Source organism: Arthrobacter luteolus NBRC 107841, from assembly GCF_001552075.1.
In the GTDB taxonomy this organism is placed as follows: Bacteria; Actinomycetota; Actinomycetes; order Actinomycetales; family Micrococcaceae; genus Arthrobacter_B; species Arthrobacter_B luteolus.
The window spans coordinates 499699-523566 of record NZ_BCQM01000002.1 but is presented as its reverse complement, the minus strand read 5'-3'; the positions used below and the strand labels follow the sequence as shown (position 1 = coordinate 523566).

Genomic DNA, 23868 nt, shown 5'->3' with positions numbered 1-23868 from the left:
GGGAGTGCACGGTTGTCCGGGCGCCGGACTCCGGGCTCCTTCGGACTGGTGCAGCCACCGTCATGGAACGGTCCGTTTTGGTAAGCGAGCCCGGTGGTGGGAAAATCCGATGATGCGTCCCATGCAGAATTCCAGCCGTTTGCAGAACATCCGCTACGATCTCCGGGGCCCCGTGCAGCACGTGGCCAAGCAAATGGAGGCCGCCGGCCAGCGGATCCTGAAAATGAACCTGGGTGATCCTGCGCCCTTCGGGCTGGAGGCGCCGGAGTCGATCGTGGTGGACATGATCCACCACCTGCGCGGCGCGCAGGGATACAGCGACTCCAAGGGCATCTTCTCCGCGCGGACAGCGATCTCGCAGTATTACCAGACCCGGGGTCTGATGCAGATCGGTGTGGAGGACATCTTCATCGGCAACGGTGTCAGCGAGCTGATTTCCATGACGCTGCAGGCGTTCCTGGAACCGGGCGACCAGGTGCTCATTCCCTCCCCGGACTACCCGCTGTGGACGGCGTCCGTGATGCTCTCCGGTGGTGAAGCCGTGCATTACGCCTGCGACGAGCAGAGCAACTGGTGGCCGGACATGGCCGATCTGGAAGCCAAGATCACTGACCGTACCCGGGCCATCGTGATCATCAATCCGAACAATCCCACCGGCGCCGTCTATCCCCGGCACATTCTGGAACAGTTCGCTGACCTGGCCCGCCGCCACGAGCTGGTGCTCTTCTCTGATGAGATTTACGAAAAGATCCTGTACAAGGACGCAGTGCATATCCACACTGCGTCGGTGGCCGGGGACCTGCCGGTGCTGACCTTCTCCGGACTGTCCAAGGCCTACCGGATGCCCGGTTACCGTGCAGGCTGGGTCGCGGTGACCGGCAGGCGGGCCGATACCGCGGCGTACCGGGAGTCACTCGGCCTGCTGGCTTCACTGCGGCTTTGCCCCAACGTGCCCGCGCAGCACGCCATCCAGACCTCGCTGGGCGGTTACCAGAGCATCGGAGACCTGGTGAAGCCCGGCGGGCGCCTGGCGGAGCAGGGGGACCTGGCGTGCCGGCTGCTTAACGAAATCCCCGGCGTCAGCTGCGTGCCGGCCGCCGGCGCGATGTATCTCTTCCCGAAGCTGGACCGGGAGATGTATCCGTTCGACGACGACGAGAAGTTTGTCCTGGACCTGCTCGAAGAGCAGAAGATCCTGGTTTCGCAGGGAACTGCCTTCCACTGGCCGGACCCGGACCACTTCCGCTTTGTGATCCTCCCGGCTGAGGATGACATCCGGGACGCCGTCAACCGCATTGCCTCCTTCCTGGCCAGCCACCGGCACATCCCCGGTGCGGTGGAGGAAACCGCGGAGGATACCGGCGGTGCTCCTGCGGCCGCAGAGGTTTCCGCGGTCTGACCTAGCTGCCGCTCCGTCCGTGGACCAGGCCGGTGCGGATTCCAAGGGTGAGTGGCTGTGGCTCGGCCGGTGCGCTGCAGCAGGAGGAAGCCTCCGGTGCTTCGGCGCTGCCGGAGGCGACGGGGGTCACCGAGCAGACGCCGGTCTCCGGCAGTTCCAGTTCCACCCGGTCGGCAGCGGCACGGTCCCCGGCCAGCGCTGCGGCGATTGAACGTACCTGCTCATAGCCTGTGGCCATCAGGAACGTGGGTGCCCGTCCGTAGGACTTCATGCCGGCGATGTAGAAGTCTTCCTCTGGGTGGGCCAGGAGCTTTGCGCCGTGCGGCTCCACAGTCCCGCAGCTGTGGAATTCCGGGTCGATGAGCGGCCCCAGCCCGCTGGGTGCCTCGACCGAGGCATCCAGGTCCAGCCGCAGTTCGCGCAGGAACCCCAGGTCCGGCCGGAACCCGGTGGCCGGAACCACCACGTCCACGTCCAGGGCGGCCGGGCCCGCCGGTGTCTCCGCCTGCACCGTTAGGGTTCCGCCGCCGGGCGCCGAAGCGGCAGGGAACCCGGTGAACCCGGTGATGCTGAATCCGGTGAGCAGCGTCAGCGCCCCGGCGTCAACCAGTCCGCGCAGCCTGGTGCCCAGCTCTCCCCGGGCGGGCAGCCCGTCCAGGTCCCCTCCGCCGTACAGTGCCTCCGGAGTGGCGCCGCGGACGGCCCAGGAAATCCGGGTGCCGGGGGCGTCCACCGTCAGCTGGTGCAGGGCCAGGACCGTGTTGGCTGCGGAGTGCCCGGCGCCTACCACCAGGACGTGTTTTCCGGCGAAGAGCCGGGAATCCGCCCCGAGGACGTCCGGCAGGGGCTGGGTAATAAAGCCCGCGTCCCTGGCCGCCTGCTCGCCCGGAGCGGTAAGTCCGGCCTGGCCCAGCGGATTGGGCGTCTGCCAGGTGCCGGACGCATCGATGACGGCCCGCACCGTGTAATCGGCCAGCCCGCCCTGCGCGCCTTCGGTTCGAACCAGGAAGGGCGCATCGCTGCGGCCTGCCGACCTGGTCTTGTCCAGACCCAGCCGGGTCACGGCCGTTACCCGGGTGGAGGTGCGGAGGGCCCCGGCAAGGCGGGGGAGGCGGGAGAGGGGCAGCAGATACCGGTCTGCCAGTTCCTGTCCGGTCGGCAGTTCATCCTGATCAGGTGCGGCCCAGCCTGCAGCGGTGAGCAGCCGGCGGGCCGCGGCGTCAATGTTGTACTGCCAGGGCGAGAACAGCCGCACCTGTCCCCAGGACTGGACGGCGGCTGCCGCCGTCGGACCGGCTTCCAGGATGAGCGGCTGCAGGCCGCGTTCGAGCAGGTGTGCGGCTGCGGCAAGCCCAACGGGCCCCGCGCCGATGACGGCGACGGGGAGGTTGCTGGAGATTTGACTCATGGATTTTCCTTCTGCAGTTCGGGGAACAGGGATTCAAGCAGGATTCCCACCCGCTGCCGGATCGCATCGCGGATGGGGCGGACAGTCTCAAGGTCCTGCCCGGCCGGGTCGGCCAGTTCCCAGTCCTCGTAGCGTTTCCCCGGGAAAACCGGGCAGGTGTCGCCGCAGCCCATGGTGATTACGACGTCGGACTCCTGGACGGTAGCTGTTTCCAGGGCGGTGGGGCGTTCGGCCGAGATGTCGATGCCGGCTTCGGCCATGGCTGCCACGACCGCCGGATTCAGGGCCGCCGCCGGTGCTGAACCGGCCGAACGGACCTGGACCTGCCCAGCCGAAAGATGGGTGAGGTAGGCGGCAGCCATCTGGGAGCGGCCGGCGTTATGGACACAGACAAAGAGGACACTGGGTTTCATGGGGTGGGGGTTCCTTCGGAGAGGAGGGTGGGTGCGCCGGGGGCGAAGAACCGTTTCCGGGTCCAGAGGGCGGCGTAGACCAGCGCCACCAGGACCGGGACTTCAATGAGGGGGCCAACGACGCCGGCCAATGCCTGCGCGGACGCGGCGCCGAAGGTGCCAATGGCCACGGCGATGGCCAGCTCGAAGTTGTTCCCGGCAGCGGTAAAGGCGAGTGTTGTGGTGCGGGCGTAGCCCAGCCGCAGCAGCCAGCCGAGAAGCATGCCGGCCGCAAAAACCACCACGAAGTACACGAGGAGGGGCAGCGCAATCCTGGCCACGTCCAGGGGATTGGATGTGACCTGCTTCCCCTGCAGGGCAAAAAGGATGGTGATCGTGAACAGCAGTCCGTACAGCGCCCAGGGGCCGAGCCTGGGAAGGAAGCGGGCCTCGTACCACGTGCGTCCGCGGGCCTTTTCTCCGAGCACGCGGGTGAGGAATCCCGCAGCGAGGGGAAGGCCGAGGAAAACCAGCACGGATCCCGTGATTGCCCCGAAGGAGAATCCGGCACTGGTGGTTTCCAGGCCCAGCCAGCCGGGCAGGATCTGCAGGTAGAACCATCCCAGGGCACCGAACGCCAGGACCTGGAACACGGAGTTGACGGCGACGAGCACTGCTGCCGCTTCGCGGTCCCCGCAGGCGAGGTCGTTCCAGATCAGGACCATGGCAATGCAGCGGGCCAGTCCCACGATGATCAGACCGGTCCGGTACTCGGGCAAATCCGGCAGGAACACCCAGGCCAGCACGAACATCAGAGCGGGGGAGAGGACCCAGTTCAGCACCAGGGAGGTCAGCATCAGTCTTTTGTCCCGGAGCACCCCGCCGGTCTCCGTGTACCGCACCTTGGCCAGGACCGGATACATCATCACCAGGAGGCCGACGGCGATGGGCAGCGACACTCCGGCCACCTGGACGGCCTCGAGGGCGCTTCCGAGGCCGGGGATCCAGGTGCCCATGCCCACGCCGAGCGCCATGGCGGCAAGAATCCAGAGCGGGAGGAACCGGTCAAGGGTGGATAGCCGCGCCGGCTGGGCTAAACCGGCCGAAGTGGCGGCAAGGGTGTTCATGGGTCTCCACAACTCAGATATCGACAAACTTCAATTTAAGTATTTCCTCATGCATCGACGATTGTCAATCTCTGCGGCATACTGGAGGCATGAGCGTATCCCTCAACGCGCCCGCCGGTGCCCCGGCCCTGTCCCTGGACGCCGCAAGCTGTGCTTCCGGCGCCGTTAAAGGCCTGGAACCCGCCCGCGCCGAAGCCGTGGCCAAGGTGTTCAAAGCGGTGGCTGATCCGAACCGGGTGCGGATACTCTCCATCATCTCGGCCAGTCCGGGCGCGGAGGCCTGCGTCTGCGACCTCACCGAGCAGCTTCAGCTGGGCCAGCCCACCATCTCCCACCACCTGAAAATCATGGTGGCTGCCGGGCTGCTGCACCGCGAGAAACGCGGAGTCTGGGCACATTACTCACTTGTCCCGGGCGCATTGGAGAAACTCGCAGGGTCCGTCCAGGAGCTGGACGTTCCCGCAGGTTACCCACAGGGCTAACTGCCGTCTGCTGGGCACCACAATCCAGCCATGACCGTGGCGCCTGCTTCCTCGTCCCGCAGCACAGTGGGCCGCAGACCGGCAGCAGCAAAAACGGCACTCAGGGCCGGTGTTTGGCTGGTGCTGCATTCCACGAACAGCCGGCCGCCGCTCCGGAGCCATTCCGGTGCCTCAACGGCGATCCGGCCCAGAACCGAGATGCCCTGTGCACCGCCGTCGAAGGCTTCGGCAGGTTCGTGCTCCCGGGCATCCCGCGGCATCAATTCCAGATCCTCCGTAGGCACGTACGGAGCGTTCGCCACCACCACGTCGATCCGGCCGCGGAGTGTGCGGGGCAGGGGAGCAAACAGGTCGCCCTTGTAAACAACGGCCCGGTCCCCGAGGTTCGACCGGGCACACCGGACAGCAGCCGGTAGAAGGTCGGCCGCGTGCAGCACGGCGGACGGAACGGCCGCAGCAACCGCGGCACTGATGGCACCGGAGCCGCAGCACAGTTCCAGCACCGCCGGTTCCCCACGCTCTGCCACCAGCTTGCCGTTCCGCCGGGGCCGGCGGCCCTGCAGGCTCTGTACGACGGCGGCAGCCAGGAACTCCGTCCGCCGCCTCGGGATGAAGACACCCGGGCCCACCCGGATCCGCAGAGCACCGAATTGCGCCCAGCCGAGGAGATACTCGAGAGGTTCTCCCGCGGCCCGCCGGCTGAGCAGGGCTTCCAGTTCGCTGTCCGTTACTGCGGCAGCCCCCAGCAGTTGTGCCTCTTCTTCGGCGAAAACGCAGCCGGCCCTGCGCAACCGGGACACTGACAGGGGCAGCGATGCCTCTGGATCAAAGTGATCCAACCGATTAAACTTCCGCATATATTTCACGGTCCTCTGGAAATAGACGCATGTGCGGCATATTGTCGAACTATGCCTAGCCTGAGAGTCGCCGAAGCAGCCCGGTTCCTGGGAGTCAGCGATGACACCGTCCGGCGTTGGATAGAGCACGGTACCCTGACCGGCAGCCGCGATGCCAGTGGCCGGCAGGTAATTGACAGCTTGGAACTGGCCCACCTGGCCCGGCAGCAGGCCCACTTGCCCGAAGACCCCACGGAAATTGCCAGCTCTGCCCGGAACCGTTTCGTGGGCCTGGTGACTGAAATCGTGATGGACAAGGTGATGGCCCAGGTCGAGCTGCAGTGCGGTCCCTTCCGGGTTGTATCCCTGATGAGTTCCGAGGCCGTCCGTGAGCTTGGGCTGGAACCGGGTTCCACGGCCACCGCCGTCGTCAAGGCAACCAACGTGATTGTCGAAATGCCCCCGGCACGGAAGCAGCAGTGATGCCCTCCAGGAATCTGCTTCGCCGCCCTGCCCGTGCTGTTGCCGTCTGGCTGGCCGCGGCGCTGGCGCTGAGCGCGTGCGGCAGCACACCGTCCTCCTCCTCCGATGCGGAGGCCGGGCAGGAGCTGATGGTTTTCGCCGCTGCGTCGCTCTCAGATCCTTTTTCCGATGTGGCCGCCGAGTTTGAGGCTGCCCACCCCGGGACCACCGTGCGGCTGAACTTTGCTGGGTCAGCCGACTTGGCAAGCCAGATCCAGTCCGGTGCCCCGGCTGACGTTTTTGCTTCAGCTGACGCAGCCAACATGGAAAAGATCAGCGGCGGCGGACTGGCCGGCAGCGATCCGGCACCCTTCGCCGTCAACACCCTCACGATTGCCGTGCCGCCGGGCAACCCCGCCGGCATCACCGGGTTCGCGGATTTGGGTGACCCGGCCCGGCAGGTGGTGATATGCGCCGAGCAGGTGCCGTGCGGTGCCGCAGCGGCGAAGATCCAAGCAGCCACCGGGACGAAGATCGCCCCGGTGAGTGAGGAGACGTCGGTTACCGGAGTTCTGGGGAAGGTGGCCTCCGGGGAGGCCGACGCCGGGCTGGTTTATGTGACCGATGTGCTGGCCGCTGCCGGCAGCGTGGAGGAAGTCGCGTTTCCGGAAGCCAGCGGAGCGGTGAACACCTACCCGATCGTCCGTATTCTCCAGGCCCGGCAGCCGGAGCTGGCTGACGAGTTCATCCGTTTTGTGCACAGCAGCGCCGGGCAGGACATTCTGCGGAAAGCGGGTTTCGGTGCGCCCTAGCGAGCTGCCCCCTCTCCAGCGGCTACGCAGTCCGGGAACCACGGCCGGCCGGCCCGCAGGGGAACCGCAGTGATCCAGCTGCCGCGCTGGGTTCTGGCTGCCGCCGGTCTGGGAACGGTCTTCCTGCTGTTGCCGCTGGCCGCCATTACCGCAGAGGTGAACTGGGGCCAGTTCATCCCGCTGGTCACTTCCGAATCCTCATTGGCTGCGCTCTCGCTCAGTCTGCGGACCGCTGCCGTCAGTACCCTGCTGTGCGTGCTGCTTGGGGTGCCGCTGGCTCTGGTCCTGGCCCGGCAGCAGTTTCCAGGTAAACGGCTGGTGCGGGCGCTGGTGCTGCTTCCGCTGGTGCTGCCTCCCGTGGTCGGGGGCATTGCGCTGCTGTACACCTTCGGGCGGCAGGGACTGCTGGGCGGTGTACTGGAGGTCCTGGGCGTGCAGATCGCGTTCTCCACCGCCGCCGTCGTCCTGGCGCAGACGTTCGTGGCACTGCCGTTCCTGGTGCTCAGCGTCGAAGGCGCGCTGCGGACGGCGGGCACCCGGTACGAGGCCGTGGCCTCGACCCTGGGCGCCGGTCCCGGCACCGTCCTGCGGCGGGTCACCGTTCCACTGGTTCTCCCGGGGCTGGCCTCCGGGGCAGTCCTCTCCTTCGCCCGCTGCCTGGGGGAGTTCGGAGCCACGCTGGCGTTCGCCGGGAGCCTCCAGGGCGTCACCCGGACCCTGCCGCTGGAGATCTACCTGCAGCGCGAGACTGACGCTGATGCCGCCGTTGCCCTTTCCCTGGTCTTGGTGGCAGTCGCCGTGATTGTCGTTGGCCTCTCCTACCGCAGTACGTCCGCCGGTACAGCAATGGTGCGTCCATGAGGCTGGACCTGCGGGCCGTGGTTGCCGAGCGAGGCATCGACGTGACGCTGGAAATAGCGGCCGGTGAAACGGTGGCGCTGCTTGGGCCCAACGGCGCCGGGAAGTCCACGGTGGTCTCCCTGATCGCCGGATTGCTGCAGCCCGAGGCGGGCCGGGCTGAGCTCGGCGGGAAGCTGCTGTTCGACGTCGGCGCGGGGGTCCGGGTGCCGCCCCACCGCCGGGGCACTGCGCTGCTGGCCCAGGAGGCGCTGCTTTTCCCGCACCTCACGGCAGAGGAGAACGTGGCCTTCGGGCCACGAAGCGCTGGGATTCCCCGGCGGCAGGCCAGGAGAACGGCGCGGTTCTGGCTGGACCAGGCCGATGCGGCGGGTTTTGCCTCCCGAAAACCCGCCGAACTGTCCGGGGGACAGGCGCAGCGGGTGGCACTGGCCCGGGCGCTGGCGGCGGAGCCGTCGCTCCTGCTGCTGGACGAGCCCATGGCGGCGCTGGACGTGGAAGCGGTTCCGCTGATGCGCCGGTTGTTGAAACGGGTGCTTGCGAAGCGCAGCGCGCTGATCGTGACGCACAATGTCCTGGATGCGCTGACCCTGGCGGACAAGGTGCTGGTCATGGAGGGTGGGCGGATTGTGGAGTCAGGGAGTCCGGCGTCCGTGCTGAGCCAGCCCCGGACCCGGTTCACTGCGAGCCTGGCCGGGCTGAATACTGTGAGGGGCACCTGGGAACGCGGCCGGCTGGTGACGCGGGAGGGACTGGCGCTCAACCTGCGGGATGCGGAATCCTTACCGCAGTCCGCGGCAGTTCCCGGGGGTCCGGTGATAGCCGCTTTCCCGCCGTCGTCGGTGAGCGTCTTCGCCGCGGGGGCGGTGCCGTCCACCGTGAGCGGCGCAGACATCCTGCGGGCCACCGTGACAGATCTGGAGCCGCACGGAGGACACATCCGGGTGCGCGCGGCCGGGCTGGCCGCCGACATCAGCCCGGTCCAGGCCGCGGAGCTGTCCCTGATGGTCGGCCAGGAGGTCTGCTTGGTGCTGCAGCCGGCGGCTGTCTCCTGCTATCCGGCCTGATCTGTCCGATCCGGGAAAGCTGTCCTCCGGCAGCACCGCGGTCACAGGCTGGCGGATACCTTCCAAATATCGACGTTGGTGCCGCCGCGGGTGATCTCATCGATCCGCTCCAGTTCCCACGGCTGGAAGTCCGTGTTGGCCAAGGCACCGAGGTTCTCATCCAGCTGGGCGGTGGAGGAGGCACCGAGGAGCACGGACGTGGCACCTCCGTCCCGCAGAAGCCACGCGATGGCAAGCTGGGCGAGCGTCTGGCCGCGTTCACCGGCCAGTTCATTCAGCGCCCGCGCCTTGGCGAGGTTGTCTTCGGTGAGGTGACCCTGGAGGGAGGTCCGGCCCCCGGAGGGCTCGGCGCTGCCGCCGAGATACTTGCCGGTCAGCAGGCCCTGGGCCAATGGGGTAAAGGCAATTGAGCCCAGGCCAAGCTCATCCAGGGTGTCCAGCAGCTCCTCCTCAACCCACCGGTTGAACAGCGAATAGGCCGGCTGGTGGATCACCAGGGGAGTACCCAGGTCCCTGGCCGCGGCCACCGCTGCCCGGGTCCGCTCGGCCGAGTAGGAGGAGAGCCCCACATAGAGCGCTTTGCCCTGCCGGACCAGCGAATCCAGGGCGCCCACAGTTTCCTCAACCGGAGTATCCGCGTCCACCCGGTGCGAATAGAAGATGTCCACGTAGTCCAGTCCCAGGCGGGTCAGTGAGGCTTCGGCAGAGGCAATCAGGTGCTTGCGGGACCCATTGATGCCGTACGGCCCCGGCCACATATCCCACCCGGCTTTGGAGGACACGATCAGTTCGTCCCGGTAGGGGCGGAAGTCGGTCCGGAGCATCCGGCCAAAGTTCTCTTCCGCCGCACCGTACGGCGGACCGTAGTTGTTCGCCAGATCAAAGTGGGTGATACCGCGGTCGAAAGCATGGCGGAGAATGCCGCGCTGCGTGGCGAAGGGCCGGTTGTCCCCGAAGTTCCACCACAGGCCCAGGCTGATCGGCGGCAGCAGCAGCCCCGACCGCCCCACCCTCCGGTAGCCGGTGGAACCGTAACGCCCGTCCGCAGCCGCATACGGGGGCTGGGAGCCGGGCACCGGAGCGGGGACGACGCCGGCGGCACCGGTGGCCTGGCCCGTTGGCTTTCCGTCGGGGGAGCCGGCGGACAGCGTGGTGGACAGGGGGCTTGGCACGGTGGAACCTCCGGTGGTGAGCGAACATATCCGGCCATGTTAGCCCTGGCGCAGCGGCGCTTTGGAAGCGGCGGAACACAGCGTCATCCGGGCTCATCTTGATGAAATACGGCGACGCATCCGGGCTTTTCCGCGGCCCAATGCGACGGTGCGTGACGAAGTTTCGCACCACATTTCGAAGCGATACCTGCCGTGACAGGACAGTTGCCGGCCGGCCGCCGCTGGTCCTTACTGTTACCCGTACCGCCGAGCCAATCTCCGGCAGCGGACGCAGTTTTCCCCACTCCCGGAAGGACCCGTTCATGGCAAGCAGCCGCTATGCCCCCGTTTTTGGCAGTTTTCTCCGTACCGGCACCGCTTTGGGCGTCCTGGCCTTGGCCCTGGCTTCCTGCTCCGGAGCGCCGGCAGCAGGACAGGATGGGGCAGGTTCCTTTGAGGGCCAGGAGCTGAACCTCCTGCTGATCACCTCCCACGAGGGGGCCTCGGAATGGCTGAGCCAAGAATTCGAGAAGAAGACCGGCGCCAAAATTAACCCGACGATCGTTCCCTATGACGAAATCGGTTCCACGCTGGCCCTTGACCAGCAGTCCGGGGCGAACCAATTCGATGTCGCCGCACCGTGGTACGTCTCGATCGGCGACCTGGCCGCGGACGAGTCCATCAAGGACCTCACGGAGTGGATCGAGGGGGCAGAGCTGGACACGGAAGATTTCATTCCCTCGATTTACGATCCGTACACGCTGGTTGATGACCGGCGTTACGGGCTGCCCTTCGACGGTGATACCCACGTTCTCTTCTACAACACCGAGGTCCTGGCCCGGAACGGGTTCGATACCCCGCCCGCCACCTGGGACGAGTACCTGGAGCAGTCGCGCACGATCACCGAAAACGAAGGTGCGGCGGGGACCTACGGCGCGGCGGTCTTTGGCCAGAAGTCCCCCCTGATCCTCGGAGCCTCCTACGCCAACCGGTTGGCTGGTTTCGGCGGTTCGTTTGTCGACGGCAACGGGAAGCCGACCATTAACACACCGGCTGCCGTGGCCGCGGCGGAAAACCTGGTGGAGTCGGCGAAGTACGCCTATCCCACCGCCGCGGAAACGGACTTCGGTGTCGGCAACGGCGCCTGGTTCGACGGCAAGGTTGGGTTCATTGAGAACTGGACCGATCTGGGCGTTGGTTCCGAACTCAACGAGGACTCCAAAGTGGCGGGCAAGTGGGGCGTCACCACGCTGCCCCTGGGCGGGGCGCAGACTGAGGCACGGGCCTCCCTCGTGGCGGGATTCACCTGGGTGATTGCCGAAAACACGGAGAAGGAGGACCTCGCCCGGGAGTTCATCGCCTGGGCTTCGTCCTCGGAGGTTAATGAAGCGCTGCTCACGGCTGATCCGCCCACCGGGATCGACCCCAACCGCCAGTCTTCGCTTGAGAGTGAAAGCTACGGCAGCGCCTACCCAGAACTGCAGGAGGTCAACCGGACCACCCTCTCCGGGACCCTCGCCTGGCCCACCGGGAAAAACGCCAATCAGGCGGCCCAGATCCTGACGGATGAACTGGCCAAGCTCCTGGCGGGCCAGGGCGGAACAGCGAAGGAGACCTTGGACCGCGTCCAGGCTGAGTGGGAGCAGATCCTTGGCTGACCAAGCCCTGCCTGCAGCAGTTTCGCCGCGCCCGCGCAGCCGGGCAGACACCCGGGCGGGACGGATCTTCATCTCGCCCACGGTGCTTGCTTTGCTGGTGCTCGGCGTGTTCCCGCTGCTGTTTATCCTGGCGGCGGCGCTCACCGAGTCCTCCCTCGGTAAGCCGTTCAAGGAATTCACCGGAACCGCGAACTTCGCCACTGTGCTGGGCGACGGAGACGTCGTCGCGAGTCTTTGGCGCACCGCCGGATACTCGATCGGCGTAACTGCCGCCAGTGTGGTGCTGGGGGTACTCACGGCCACTGCCGTTTATCAGGCTGCCCGCTCCGGGTCACTGGTGCGGACGCTCCTCCTGCTGCCGCTGATTGTTCCGCCGGTGGTCGTTGGAACCCTGTGGAAACTGATTTTCAATCCGGCCGGCGGTCTGCTGGCCACGCTCCTGGGATTCGCGGGGATCAGTATCCCCGCGCCGCTTTCGGACAGCAGGTTCGCCCTGGGCGCGGTCATGCTGGCGGATATCTGGGAGTGGACACCCCTGGTGTTCCTGCTGGTGTTCGCAGCGCTGCTGGGCCAGGACCATTCCGTCATCGAGGCGGCCAGGCTCGACGGCGCCCACGGGCGCCGGCTCTTCGCCTCCGTCACCTGGCCTGCTATCGCCGGAACGGTGGCCGCCGCCGCGTTCATCCGCCTGGTGCTCGCCCTGAAAGTCTTCGACCTCATCCATGTGATGACGTCCGGCGGTCCCGGGCAGTCCACCACCACGGTGTCCGCCTTGATCCATCAGGCAGCGCTGAAGGAGTTCGACGTTGGGCGGGCTTCCGCGATCACCGTACTGCTGGCGCTCCTGGTGGCGGCCCTGACCCTGCCGCTGGCAGCGCTGACCGCCGGCCGGCGCCGCCGTGAGGAGGCCGCAGCATGAGCGGAGCCCCGGTTCGAAACCTGGTTGAAGCACCACCGGCAGCCGGGACAGCAGCCCCTGCCGCCGGCACCGGCAGCCTGGCGGCGGCCACCGCCGCCAGGGGCCGGAGAGAGCAGCGTGCGGTTCCGGGCCGCCGTCGCCAACCAGCCCGGAGCCGCCGGCGGGCCGTGCGGCGGGCGGTCCGCAGACCGGCCTGGGCTGCGGCAGTTGTTGTCCTGTCCCTGATAATGGTGCTGGTTCCCCTGGCCTATCTGATCTCCGTCTCCCTGATGGGACGGGATGAGACCGTCTCCGGCATCCTATTCAGCACGAATCCGCAGTTCTCCAACTGGGCGGAAGCCGTCCAGGGAACAGACCTGCTCCGCTCCATCGCCAATTCCGGCACCGCGGCACTCGGCGGGGCGCTGCTCTCACTCGCCTTTGGACTGCCCGGGGCCTGGGCGATGGTCCGGCAGGGCAGCGGAGGCAGGGCCCTGGCCAACGTGCTGACCAGCCCGTGGCTGCTCCCGCCGATCGTCGCAGTTATTCCGCTGTTCACGCTGCTGCGGATCCTGGGGCTGAACGATACGCTGCCGGGACTCACCCTGGTGTATGCCCTGATCAACCTCCCCATTGCGGTCTGGCTGCTGGAGGGATTCGTGCGGCGGCTGCCCGGCGAAATCTTTGAAGCCGCCGCAATCGACGGCGCCGGTCCCTGGCGGCAGCTGTGGGCGGTGCTCCTCCCACTGATGTGGCCTGCCCTGATTGCCGTCGGAACCATCATCGCCATCCTCAACTACAACGAGTTCCTGCTCGCGACCTTCCTCACCCAGAGTCCCGACGCACAGACCGCACCGGTGGTGCTGTCCCTCTACTACGGGGACCGCACCCCGCATTTCGGAAAAATCGCGGCCGCGAGCGCCATCGTCGTCCTACCGGTCTTCGCCCTGGCCACCCTGCTGCAGCGCTGGATGGTTGACGGCCTGACCAGCGGTTTCGGCAAATAACCAGCTACGGAAAGGAGGCGCCGTGAGTAAGCGGATCAGCCTCAATGCCTTTGATATGACCACGCCCACGCACCAGAGCCCCGGATTATGGCGGCATCCGGAGAACCGGGCCGACAGCTACAACACCCTCAGTTACTGGACCGGACTGGCCAAAACCCTGGAACGGGGCACCTTTGACGCACTGTTCCTGGCCGACGTATTGGGTATCTATGACGTCTACCGGAATTCCTCGGCCCCGGCACTGCTGGACGCAGACCAGGTCCCGCTGAATGATCCGTTTATGCAGATCTCTGCGATGGCCGCTGTCACCCGGAACCTCGGATTCGCCGTCACCAGCGCCCTGACCTACGAGCAGCCCTACGCCCTGGCCCGCAGATTCTCCACCTTGGACCACCTCACCGGCGGACGGATCGGCTGGAACGTTGTCACCAGCTACCTGGAATCCGCGGCCCGGAACCTCGGCCTGGAACGCCAGCTTGGCCATGATGAACGCTACGACCTGGCGGATGAGTTTATGGAGGTCACGTACAAGCTGTGGGAAGGCTCCTGGGAGGAGGGAGCGGTGCTGAAGGACCGTGAGCGCGGTATTTACACCGATCCCGCCAAGGTCCATCCGATCAACCACAGCGGGGCCTACTACCAGGTGCCGGGGATTCATCTCGCTGAACCGTCCCCGCAGCGGACGCCGGCCATTTTCCAGGCCGGTGCCTCAGCCCGCGGACGCCGCTTCGGTGCCCGGCACGCCGAAGGGATCTTCCTGAACTCGATCCGCCCGGACCTGACCCGCAGGACCACCGACGCGACCCGCGACGAATTCGAGGCAGCCGGCCGGCCCAGGGACGCGGCCAGGATCTACGCCCTGGTCACCGCCGTCGTCGCGGATTCCGATGCCGCTGCGGAAAAGCTCTACCGGGAATACCTGTCCTACTCTTCCCGCGAGGGCGCCCTGACCTTCTACGGTGGCTGGTCGGGCCTGGACCTGAGCCGGTACGCCCCGGAGGAGGAGCTGAAGTATCTGGATACCAACGCCGCCCGTTCTGCGCTGTCCATCTTCACCACCGCCGATCCCGGCCGGTCCTGGACGCCGAACGCCATCGCGGACTACCTGGGAATCGGCGGAATCGGACCGGTCCTGGTCGGTTCGGCCGAGACCGTGGCCGATGAAGTGGAGCGCTGGGTGGACGAGGCCGGGTTGGACGGAATCAACCTTGCCTATGCGGTCACGCCGGGGTCCTTTGAACAGTTCGTTGACCTGGTGGTCCCTGAACTCCGCAAGCGCGGCCGGGTATGGGACGGCTATGACGGCGGGACCCTTCGGGAGTACGTCGGCGGCGCCGGAAAACCAAGGGTTGCCGACACCCATCCGGCGGCTCGCTACCGCGGCGCTTACGCTGGATTGCCCTCTGCCGCCGACTCGCGGGCCACCGAAACCCCGGACGCCATACTCGCCGGCGGCTGAGGTCCTCAGAGCCAGTGCCTGGGGCGGCTGAGTGCCGGAGGCAGAAGCGTGTTGCTGTTCCCACGGGCGGCGTTCACCTGCTGCTGCGTCAGGAACAGGGCGCGGGACAGATCGGCATCCTCCAGCCTGGTGCTGCGCAGGTCCGCGCCAAGCAGATCCGTGCCGGCGAGATCGGCCCCGCGGAGGTCCGCGCCGATCAGGTACGTCCCGCGGAGGTCCGCGCCGCAGAGGGAAGCCGCCCGCAGGTCCCGGCCCATCAGGTCCGCGGAGGGCAGCAGGCCGGCTGCGGCTTCCTGCCTGCCCTCGGCAAAGTAGCCGGCCCGCACCTCGGCGCTGACCTCCAGCAGGAGTGCCCGGACCCGTTCGTGCAGTGCGGGCAGATCCAGGGCGCGCAGTGCTGGCGGGCCCTGGGTCAGCTCCCAGCCGATCAACGTGCGGAGTTCCTCCGCCCGACCCGCAGAGTCCGGGTCGAAGGCCCGCTCGGCAGCCTCGGCGAGGTGCCAGAGCATCTCGTGCAGCTGCCGGGCGGTGGCGAAAACGCTGAACATCTCCCGGGCCAGGCCGGGATGGGTGCGCCAGTCCTCAGCGGGGTAGTAGCCCTGGGATACCGTTTGGCCGGCTCCATGGCAGTCGAACACGGTGCAGCCGGTGAAACCACGCGGGCGAAGGGAAGCATGGATGGTGCAGGTGAAGTCCCCGGCCAGGTTGCTGCAGGGGGTTCCGGCGGCTTTGTCGACGGCGAAGTCAGCTGACCGCGTGAACCCGAACGCCGTGCAGCACAGCGCATAACAGTTGGAGCAGTCCGGGTGGAGCTCGTCCCGCTCAAGCAGCGGGGTGAGGGGGAGGAATCGACGTTGGGCAGGTTGTGGGACAGGCATGATTGTTCTTCCGTGAAGTGTCCGGTGGTGGGCCTGGGCAGCCGGAACCCTTGAAGGGTTCCGGCACCGGGGCGCACGAAATCACTGCCCGCCAGGGAGCAGTTACACGGTTCCGCGTGAAGGCGGAATGGCAGAAAGAGTTCTGCGTCACGAAAAAGAAGAAGTTTGCACTGCTGGCAGGATACACACGCTCCGGACCCGACCGCCAGACGGCCCTGGCCGAGGAGGCAACGCCGGAGGATGCGCCGCCGGCGGCAGCTGTTTCGGAAACAGCCGGTCAGAAAGCTGCCGGTCAGAAAGCTGCTGGGCAGGGAAACAGCCGGGCAGGGACAGCCGGTCAGGGAAACAGCTGGGCAGCGGCGGCGTCCCGGTGCTCGGGGAGCCCCGTCGTCAGGGCATAGAGCGCATGGTTCAGCGGGCCGGCTGCGATGAGGGCGGTGCAGCGCTCCACCAGGTGCGGCTCGGAAGTTCCGGTTGCCTCCTCATAGCGCGCGGCGGTTTCCTCCAGCGAATCCGGCGAAATCAGCTGGACATACATGAATTCGAGCGCAGGATCGCTGACCTTGGCGGTGGTCCAGTCCAGCACGGAAACGATGCGGTCTGCCTCATCCAGCAGCAGGTGGGCGGGATACAGTTCACCGTGTGTCAGGACGGTCCGCTCCGGCCAGAGCCGGTCATCGCTGAGCCACTGCTCCCAGCCCGCCAGCAGGTCCGGCGCGATCCGGAACTCCTTTGCCACTCTGCGAAGCCCGTCCGCCCAGTGCCTGCGGACAGCGTGCGGCGTTTCGGCCGGAATACCGGCTGCGGCGGCGGCACCGGCATCCAGGCCGTGCAGGGACGCGATCAGCTCCGCCAGAGACTGCAGATAGGCCTTGCCGGACGGGTCGAAATGCCAGTCCGTCTGGTTCTCCGGACCCACGGTCAGTCCGGGGGAGCCGGGCAGCAGTGGGTAGGCAATCAGGTCATCGGCCTGGATCTGCCAATCCGGGACAGCCACCGAAAGCCGCGGACGGACAAAGTCCAGGATGGCCCGTTCCTCGTCCTGGTTCGCCGCCACGTCCGGCCGGCGCGGCACGCGCAGGACCCACCGTTGAAGAACTTTTTCATTGTCCCGCTCAGAGGTTGGCGCTTCCGATGCGAACGCCACCCGGTAGTCCAGGCCGGCTTCGTTGAAGCGGACGCTCCCCGGTTCGAGCAGCAAACCGTGGCGTGCCGCCAGGGCACAAACGTCGTCCGCGCCGAGATCCTCAACCATGCCCATGATCAGCCTTCCTGGATTGATCAGCCTTCCTGGACGTTCACTGCCGTTGATTTCCGCGGCAGGAAGAACCCAGACTACCGACCCCGCGGCCCGTGCTTCATCAACAGGCTGGCCGGCAGTGAAGTACCGGGGCTGCCCTGTATGACAGCACATGGCGCAATATGACCTTCCGTGACGGGGCGCGACGCCTCATGGCGCAACATTTGGCCCGGGCTGAAGGCGCCCCTAGCGTGGGTCCGGAATCAAGAGTTCCAGCCAACGGCCCTGGCCGGCTGGACAGCAACCCTCTCGTCGTAGCGGGGTGCTCCAGGTGAAGATTCGGCCCTGGCGGAGACCTTCCGCAGGGCAAGTACGGCGCCGGCATTGCCCTCACAGCGGCCTGCGCCTCCCCACCCTTCCGCGGTTTGCCGCGGACCCATTCAGGAGAAGAACCGAACCATGAAACTCAGCAGGAAAATCCTGGCTCTTGCCGCAGCACCCCTCCTTGCCCTCGGCATGGCTGCCTGCGGTTCCGCGGCCGGTGACGAAGGTGCGCCGGTGAAAATCGGCGTCGTTGGTGCCAGCGATCCGTACTGGGCCACCTATACCGAGGCAGCCAAGGCGGAGGGCATCGACGTCGAAATCGTCGACTTCGGCGAGTACACCCTGCCCAACCCGGCGCTGTCAGAGGGTGAGCTGGACCTGAACCAGTTCCAGCACATCGTCTACCTGGCCCGCTACAACGTTGCCAGCGGAAGCGACCTGACACCCGTCGGCTCCACCGCCATCTACCCGCTGGGGCTCTACTCCACGCAGTACGACTCCGTGGAAGAGATCCCCGACGGCGCCACCGTGGCCATCCCCAATGATGAGAGCAACCTGTCCCGCGGCCTGCTGGTGCTGCAGTCCGCAGGTCTGGTGACCCTGGAAGGCGGCGGCAGCGCGTTCTCCACCCTCGATGACATCGATGCAGCAAAGTCCAAGGTCAAGGTGACCACCCTGGAAGCGTCGCTGACACCCACCTCGCTGCCCGACGTTGCCGCAGCCATCATCAACAACGACTTCGTGGAAGACGCCGGGCTGAAGTTTGAGGATGCCATTGCGCAGGATGACCCCGCGGATCCCGCGGCCATTCCCTACGTGAACATCTTCGCGGCCCGCGCCGGCGAGGAAAACAATGAGACGTACGTGAAGCTGGTGGAGATCTACCAGAACACCCAGTCCGTGCAGGACGGTGTGCAGGAGGCCTCAGGCAACACCGCCAAGTTCCTAAAAGTTCCGGTGGAGGACCTGAAGACGTCGCTGGAAAAGGTCCAGAAGGACATCGAAGCCCTGGGCTAACCCCGGCCGCATCACCGAAGGGTCCCGGCCGGCGGCAGCAGCTGCCGGCCGGGACACCCGTCTGAAAAACAAGGAACCTTCATGGCCCTCATTTCACTGCAGAACGTCTCCAAGTCCTATCCGCCGGCCCGGAAGGGCGAACCCGCCGTGGCCGCGCTGAAGGACATTAACCTCGAGATTGAGACCGGGGAGATCTTCGGCATCATCGGCTATTCCGGCGCGGGTAAGTCCACCCTGGTCCGGCTCATCAATGCCCTCGAAACCAGCACGTCCGGCAGCATCACCGTGGATGGGCAGCAGGTCTCCGGGGTTTCCGAGCGGAAGCTGAAGTCACTGCGCCTGGGCATCGGCATGATCTTCCAGCAGTTCAACCTCTTCAATTCCAAGACCGTCCGCAACAACATCGCCTACCCGCTCCGCGTGGCCGGGCGGAGCAAGCCGGAAATCGCAGCGCGGGTGGAGGAACTGCTCGCCTTCGTCGGGCTCTCGGACAAGGCATCAAGCTACCCCGAGCAGCTTTCCGGGGGACAGAAGCAGCGGGTCGGCATAGCCCGTGCGCTGGCCGCGTCGCCCAAAATCCTGCTGGCAGACGAGGCCACCTCGGCGCTGGACCCGGAAACCACCCACGAGGTGCTGGCCCTGCTGCGCCGCGTCAACCGGGAACTGGGCATCACCATTGTGGTGATCACCCATGAGATGGATGTGATCAAAAACCTGGCCACGCGGGTAGCCGTGATGGATGGCGGCCGGATCGTGGAACAGGGCGAAGTGTTTGAAGTCTTCTCCAATCCGCTCCGCGAATCTTCGCAGAAATTTGTCTCCACCGTGGTCCGGGGCATTCCGTCACCGGATGAGCTTGCCTCGCTGAAGTCCCGCCACGAGGGCCGGATTGTCACCTTGTCCTTCCGTGACGGCGACGAGGCGCAGGCCGGAGTATTCCTTGAACTTGCCGCAGCCGGTGTGGGATTTGAACTGATCTACGGCGGCATCAATGACATTTCGGGGCGCGCCTTCGGGCATCTCACCCTGGCGCTCAAGGGAGCGGACCAGGCGATCGACGGCGCACTCGCCTCGGTAGGCACAGGCATCAAGGTAACGGAGCTGAGCTGAATGGAAGAACTGATTCCCCTGACGCCCCAGCTGTGGACGGCCGTCGGAGAAACCCTCTACATAGTGGGCCTGAGCCTGCTGTTCGGCGGAGTGGGCGGACTGCTGATCGGCCTGGGCCTTTACACCACCCGCAGCGGAGCGCTGCTGGCGAACCGGGCGGTCTTCGGGACCCTGAACGTGCTGGTGAACGTCTTCCGCCCCATTCCCTTCATCATCTTCCTGCCCGCGGTCCAGCCGCTGGCCCGGTCGATCACGGGCAGCGGAATTGGCAACAACGCGATCATCTTCACCCTGTCCCTGGCGGCGGCGTTTGGCATCAGCCGGATCGTGGAGCAGAACCTGCTGACCGTGCAGCCCGGGGTCATCGAAGCAGCCCGCTCCGTGGGGGCTGGGCGGCGCCGGATCATCCTGACCATCCTGATTCCCGAGGCGCTGGGCCCGCTCATCCTGGGCTACACGTTCGTTTTCGTGGCGTTGGTGGATATGTCGGCGGTGGCCGGTTACGTGGGCGGCGGAGGCCTGGGCACCTTTGCGATCCAGTACGGCTACCGGCAGTTCAACCCGGTGGTGACCTGGGCCGCGGTTGCCGTGATTATTGTGCTGGTCCAGCTGGTGCAGTTCCTGGGTAACCAGGCGGCGCGGAAGGCGCTGCGGCGCTAGCGCACGGGACGGGCCGCCCTCCGGCGTCACCCCGGGCGGAACCGCAGGAGAGAATAGTGGGGTGAGCACCCCACGGCCGGCTACCGGTCCACTCCCGGACGGACCCTTCGACCTGTCCCGGCTCGGCCGGGGACTGGTGTTTGCCGCCTCGCTTCCGGATCTCGCCCTGACGCTGGATCCGGCTGCCGGCGGCCGCACCGCGGTTGTGCAGGCACCGCCCGGCACCGGCAAAACCACCCTGGTTCCGCCGCTGGTGGCAAACCTCACCAGCGCCGGACCAGGCAGGGTCATTGTCACGCAGCCCCGCCGGGTGGCGGCCCGGGCTGCCGCCCGCCGGCTGGCCGCGCTCGATAATTCCAGCGTGGGCGAAGCTGCCGGTTACACCGTGCGCGGCGAACGCCACACCGGGCCGGGAACCATCGTGGAGTTCGTGACTCCCGGTATCCTGCTGCGCCGGCTGCTGGCTGATCCGGCGCTGGAGGGCACCGCCGCCGTCGTGCTTGACGAGGTCCATGAACGGGGCCTGGAAACCGACCTGCTGGTAGGCCTGCTGGCTGAGGTGCGGCAGCTGCGGGAGGACCTGGTGCTCGTCGCGATGTCCGCGACCCTGGACGCCGCCCGCTTTGCCTCGCTGATCGGCGGTCCGGACGGGCCCGCCCCGGTGATTGACTGCCCGTCCGCGCTCTACCCGCTCGAGGTGCGCTGGGAACCCCCGGCTGCCCGGCGGCTCGATGAGCGCGGCGTGACCCGGGCATACCTCAGTGAACTGGCGCGGACCGCCGCGGCGGGGCACGCCCGGGCGCTGGCGGCCGACCCGCAGGCGGATGCCCTCGTGTTTGTGCCGGGTGCCCGCGAAGTGTCCGCTGTCGCGGCCAGTCTGCGGCAGGCGTCCGGCGCAGCCGTCGATGTCCTGGAACTGCACGGGCAGGTGCCGGCAGCGGAACAGGACCGCGCCGTCTCGGGCCGGCCGGCAGGCGCCCGGCCGCGCATCATCGTGTCCACCTCGCTCGCTGAGTCTTCCCTGACCGTGCCGGGCGTCCGCCTGGTGGTGGACTCCGGACTCTCCCGCGAACCGCGGCGGGACGCCGCCCGCGGAATGTCCGGCCTGGTGACCGTGAGCTGCTCGCGGGCCTCGGCGCAGCAGCGGGCCGGGCGGGCTGCCCGGCAGGGCCCGGGGACCGTGATCCGGGCCTATCCCGAGGCAGCTTATGCCGCAGCGCCGGCGCAGCAGACGCCGGAAATCGCCACGGCGGACCTCACCGCCGCAGCCCTGCTCCTGGCCTGCTGGGGGACTCCCGGCGGGCGCGGACTGAACCTTCCCGAACCGCCGCCGCCGGCCGCGATGGCCGATGCAGAGGCTGAGCTCCGCGCGATCGGCGCCGTTGACGAGGAAGGCCGGGCCACGGCGTCCGGCCGTGCCCTGGCCCGCATTCCGGTAGATCCGCCGCTTGCCCGTGCGCTGGTGGACGGGGCTCCAGTTCTCGGAGCCCGGGCCGCGGCCGAGGTGGCCGCCATGGTGTCCGGGGACCTCCGCGCTCCGGGGGCGGATCTGGTCCGGCAACTGGCCAGGCTCCGCTCCGGCGCGGATCCGGGGGCGCGGGCCTGGTCCCGGGAGGCCCGGCGGCTCGAACGGTTTGCCGTGGAACCGGCGGAAGGGGGCGTGAGGCTGGACCACCGGCTGGAACCGGGCGAGGCAGCGGGATTCATCATTGCGCTGGCTTTCCCCGCCCGTGTAGCGCGCCGGGTGGCAGGGAGCCCGGGGGAGCAGTACCTCCTGGCCTCCGGAACGCGTGCCGGGCTGCCGCCGGACAGTCCGCTGCGGGGCTCCGAATGGCTTGCCGTCGCCGACGTCACCCGGGCCGAGGGCCGCGCAGCCGCGGGCACCGGCGCCGTCATCCGCGCAGCAGCACCGCTGGAGGCAGGGACGGCTGAGGCGGCGGCCGCGCATCTGCTCACGGAGAGTGTCTTAGCTGAATTTGCCGGCGGGCGAGTGAACGCACGGCGGGAGCGCCGGCTCGGCGCCATTGAATTGGTTTCCACACCGGTCCGCGCGACGGCGGCCCAGGGCAGGGCCGCCGTCGCAGCCGCGCTCGACGCCAAGGGCCTGGCACTGATTGGCTGGTCCCCGGCGGCAGAGGCCCTGCGCCGGCGGCTGGCCCTGCTGCACCGTGAACTTGGCTCACCGTGGCCCGATGTCTCCGAACCAGCGCTCCTGGAACGCCTGGATGAATGGCTCGGACCGGAGCTGGATGCGCTGGCCTCAGGAGAACGCGCCGCCGGAATCGATCTGGCTGAGCCGCTGCGGCGGCTGCTGCCCTGGCCGGAGGCCGCGCGGCTGGATGAACTGGCGCCGGAACGGCTGCAGGTGCCCAGCGGCTCCAGGGTGCGGGTGGCCTACCCGGAACCTGACGACGACGGCGGGCGGCCGGTGGTGGCCGTCAAACTCCAGGAATGCTTCGGCTGGGCAGGGTCGCCCACCCTCGCCGGCGGCCGGGTCAGGGTACTGTTCCATCTGCTTTCCCCGGCTGGCCGGCCACTGGCTGTCACCGACGACCTGGCCTCTTTCTGGGCTGGTCCCTACCATCAGGTGCGTGCGGAGATGCGCGGGCGTTACCCGAAGCATCCCTGGCCGGAAGATCCCTGGTCCGCCGCCGCAACGGCACGGACCAAGGCCAGATCCCAGGGCGGGTTCCGGGCGCCGGGCTGACCCGTCTCCGGGAGCGGCAGCCGGTAACCCGGACCTCCGGAGGTGATCCGGAGCTTAGGTAACCGGTTCGGCCAGTGAGGTGCCCGAACCGGCCCAGACGCCGTCGAGCACCGCCGAGGCTTCCTCTTCGCTGACTCCCAGGGACAGCGAGATCTCGGTGAGCAGCGGCCGGCGGGCATGCCGGAGCATGTCCCGCTCAGCGTGGGAGAGTCCCTTGTCCAGGGAACGCAGGGTGAGGTTGCGGACCACGCGGGCTACGTCTGCGATCCGCCCGCTGGCGAGCAGCTCCGTGTTTTCCTTGAAACGCCGTGACCACTGGGACTCCTCGGCGTCCGCGGCAGCCCTGAGGATTTCCATGAGTTCTTCCAGCTGCGGTGAATTCAGGACCGGGCGCAGCCCCACATCCTGGGCCTTGGCGGTGGGAACCCAAACCTCAAGCTTGTTGGCATGCACTTCAAGTACCAGGTACTCGTTCTCGACGCTGCGGATCTTGCGGCTGGCCAGACGGCGGATGGTGGCCGGGCCGTGGTGGGGGTGGACTACGGTTTGACCTACGTTAAACGTCAATGTGTTTACCTCTGGCTGGATCGAAGCCGGGCCCGGCAGCCGCGGACCGCTGCACTGTGCAGGGGCCTGTGTGGGACGCTCGTCCCGCCACTTGCCCGGATTCCGGTGACAGTCGTGACGGAAGCGCGGCCGTGGGCGCTCCACATGGGTGAAAGCGCCGGAAAGCCGCGGGTCTGACCTGACTATTATTTCACGACTTGCTGGGCGTGGTCCCCGAAACCGGGGGACACTTCGGTGAGCGGTTCCGGGTGAGAGGTCCGGTGGGCGCCACAGAGCCGCATAACAGAAGCACCCCGCCTGTTACCAGGCGGGGTGCTTCTCGAACCAGCGGACCGGACCGTCCGCGGCG

At 67.3% G+C, this 23868-nt stretch carries 22 protein-coding genes and 1 riboswitch; of the genes, 14 read left to right on the top strand and 8 right to left on the bottom strand.

Features of this window, described 5'->3' with window-relative positions; genetic code table 11:
• The first annotated feature begins 112 nt into the window (after positions 1–112).
• The gene (locus AL3_RS06400) at positions 113–1399 is read left to right on the top strand and encodes a pyridoxal phosphate-dependent aminotransferase (protein ID WP_066298485.1); all 1287 of its coding nucleotides are present in this window, start codon (positions 113–115) and stop codon (positions 1397–1399) included.
• 1 nt (position 1400) lies between these two features.
• Here the strand turns inward: AL3_RS06400 and AL3_RS06395 are convergent, their stop codons facing one another.
• Genes AL3_RS06395 through arsB form a run of 3 tightly spaced genes read right to left on the bottom strand, consistent with a single transcriptional unit; the run spans position 1401 to position 4326 of the window.
• Positions 1401–2807, bottom strand: coding sequence for an FAD-dependent oxidoreductase (locus tag AL3_RS06395; RefSeq protein WP_066298189.1), 1407 nt, complete (start codon positions 2805–2807; stop codon positions 1401–1403).
• Complete coding sequence (locus tag AL3_RS06390) at positions 2804–3220, bottom strand: arsenate reductase ArsC (RefSeq protein ID WP_066298187.1); 417 nt, start codon at positions 3218–3220, stop codon at positions 2804–2806. The genes AL3_RS06395 and AL3_RS06390 overlap by 4 nt, the downstream gene beginning before the upstream one ends.
• Positions 3217–4326 (bottom strand): ACR3 family arsenite efflux transporter, encoded by a 1110-nt coding sequence (arsB, locus tag AL3_RS06385; RefSeq protein ID WP_066298183.1) that lies wholly within the window; start codon positions 4324–4326, stop codon positions 3217–3219. The genes AL3_RS06390 and arsB overlap by 4 nt, the downstream gene beginning before the upstream one ends.
• 89 nt (positions 4327–4415) lie before the next feature.
• On the opposite strand from arsB, the gene AL3_RS06380 reads away from it, so the two are divergent.
• Positions 4416–4808, top strand: coding sequence for an ArsR/SmtB family transcription factor (locus AL3_RS06380; RefSeq protein ID WP_083521500.1), 393 nt, complete (start codon positions 4416–4418; stop codon positions 4806–4808).
• Here the strand turns inward: AL3_RS06380 and AL3_RS06375 are convergent.
• Positions 4805–5665, bottom strand: a complete 861-nt coding sequence (locus AL3_RS06375) for a putative protein N(5)-glutamine methyltransferase (protein WP_066298181.1) — start codon at positions 5663–5665, stop codon at positions 4805–4807. The genes AL3_RS06380 and AL3_RS06375 overlap by 4 nt on opposite strands.
• Before the next feature lie 51 nt (positions 5666–5716).
• Between AL3_RS06375 and AL3_RS06370 the strand changes: the two genes are divergently transcribed.
• From AL3_RS06370 to AL3_RS06355, 4 genes are all read left to right on the top strand, one after another.
• Positions 5717–6127, top strand: coding sequence for a TOBE domain-containing protein (locus tag AL3_RS06370; protein WP_066298180.1), 411 nt, complete (start codon positions 5717–5719; stop codon positions 6125–6127).
• Entirely contained in the window at positions 6127–6918 is a 792-nt protein-coding gene (gene modA, locus AL3_RS06365) for a molybdate ABC transporter substrate-binding protein (protein WP_066298178.1), read from the top strand. Before AL3_RS06370 ends, modA begins: the two co-directional genes overlap by 1 nt.
• A gap of 69 nt (positions 6919–6987) precedes the next feature.
• Positions 6988–7779 carry an ABC transporter permease gene (locus AL3_RS06360; protein WP_066298176.1) on the top strand — a complete coding sequence of 264 codons (792 nt, stop codon included), beginning with the start codon at positions 6988–6990 and terminating at the stop codon, positions 7777–7779.
• Positions 7776–8843 carry a sulfate/molybdate ABC transporter ATP-binding protein gene (locus AL3_RS06355; protein WP_066298173.1) on the top strand — a complete coding sequence of 356 codons (1068 nt, stop codon included), beginning with the start codon at positions 7776–7778 and terminating at the stop codon, positions 8841–8843. Before AL3_RS06360 ends, AL3_RS06355 begins: the two co-directional genes overlap by 4 nt.
• Before the next feature lie 41 nt (positions 8844–8884).
• On the opposite strand, the gene AL3_RS06350 is transcribed toward AL3_RS06355, so the two are convergent.
• On the bottom strand, positions 8885–9919 hold the full coding sequence (locus AL3_RS06350; protein WP_066298481.1) for an aldo/keto reductase: 1035 nt from the start codon (positions 9917–9919) through the stop codon (positions 8885–8887).
• A gap of 398 nt (positions 9920–10317) precedes the next feature.
• Between AL3_RS06350 and AL3_RS06345 the strand changes: the two genes are divergently transcribed.
• The 4 genes from AL3_RS06345 to AL3_RS06330 are packed head-to-tail and all read left to right on the top strand — an operon-like array spanning position 10318 to position 15016.
• Entirely contained in the window at positions 10318–11652 is a 1335-nt protein-coding gene (locus AL3_RS06345) for an ABC transporter substrate-binding protein (protein WP_066298170.1), read from the top strand.
• Positions 11645–12571, top strand: a complete 927-nt coding sequence (locus AL3_RS06340) for a carbohydrate ABC transporter permease (protein WP_246168547.1) — start codon at positions 11645–11647, stop codon at positions 12569–12571. The genes AL3_RS06345 and AL3_RS06340 overlap by 8 nt, the downstream gene beginning before the upstream one ends.
• On the top strand, positions 12568–13557 hold the full coding sequence (locus AL3_RS06335) for a carbohydrate ABC transporter permease (RefSeq protein WP_246168549.1): 990 nt from the start codon (positions 12568–12570) through the stop codon (positions 13555–13557). Before AL3_RS06340 ends, AL3_RS06335 begins: the two co-directional genes overlap by 4 nt.
• Before the next feature lie 22 nt (positions 13558–13579).
• Positions 13580–15016 (top strand): LLM class flavin-dependent oxidoreductase, encoded by a 1437-nt coding sequence (locus AL3_RS06330; RefSeq protein WP_174522118.1) that lies wholly within the window; start codon positions 13580–13582, stop codon positions 15014–15016.
• A 5-nt stretch (positions 15017–15021) separates the two neighbouring features.
• On the opposite strand, the gene AL3_RS06325 is transcribed toward AL3_RS06330, so the two are convergent.
• Both AL3_RS06325 and AL3_RS06315 read right to left on the bottom strand, forming a co-directional pair.
• On the bottom strand, positions 15022–15894 hold the full coding sequence (locus tag AL3_RS06325) for a pentapeptide repeat-containing protein (RefSeq protein WP_066298165.1): 873 nt from the start codon (positions 15892–15894) through the stop codon (positions 15022–15024).
• 337 nt (positions 15895–16231) lie between these two features.
• The gene (locus AL3_RS06315; protein WP_066298153.1) at positions 16232–17155 is read right to left on the bottom strand and encodes a macrolide 2'-phosphotransferase; all 924 of its coding nucleotides are present in this window, start codon (positions 17153–17155) and stop codon (positions 16232–16234) included.
• Positions 17156–17395: 240 nt separating this feature from the next.
• Positions 17396–17513, top strand: a riboswitch (SAM riboswitch).
• An 80-nt stretch (positions 17514–17593) separates the two neighbouring features.
• Here AL3_RS06315 and AL3_RS06310 point away from each other — a divergent pair.
• The 4 genes from AL3_RS06310 (at position 17594) to hrpB (ending at position 22952) form a co-directional block, all read left to right on the top strand.
• A complete protein-coding gene (locus AL3_RS06310) occupies positions 17594–18475 on the top strand; it encodes a MetQ/NlpA family ABC transporter substrate-binding protein (protein WP_066298149.1) in 882 nt (293 codons plus the stop codon).
• Positions 18476–18556: 81 nt separating this feature from the next.
• Complete coding sequence (locus tag AL3_RS06305) at positions 18557–19585, top strand: methionine ABC transporter ATP-binding protein (protein ID WP_066298147.1); 1029 nt, start codon at positions 18557–18559, stop codon at positions 19583–19585.
• A complete protein-coding gene (locus AL3_RS06300; protein ID WP_066298143.1) occupies positions 19586–20245 on the top strand; it encodes a methionine ABC transporter permease in 660 nt (219 codons plus the stop codon).
• A 61-nt stretch (positions 20246–20306) separates the two neighbouring features.
• Positions 20307–22952, top strand: a complete 2646-nt coding sequence (hrpB, locus tag AL3_RS06295) for an ATP-dependent helicase HrpB (RefSeq protein WP_066298141.1) — start codon at positions 20307–20309, stop codon at positions 22950–22952.
• A 54-nt stretch (positions 22953–23006) separates the two neighbouring features.
• Here the strand turns inward: hrpB and AL3_RS06290 are convergent, their stop codons facing one another.
• Positions 23007–23519, bottom strand: a complete 513-nt coding sequence (locus AL3_RS06290; protein ID WP_066298139.1) for a CarD family transcriptional regulator — start codon at positions 23517–23519, stop codon at positions 23007–23009.
• Positions 23520–23868 lie beyond the last annotated feature (349 nt).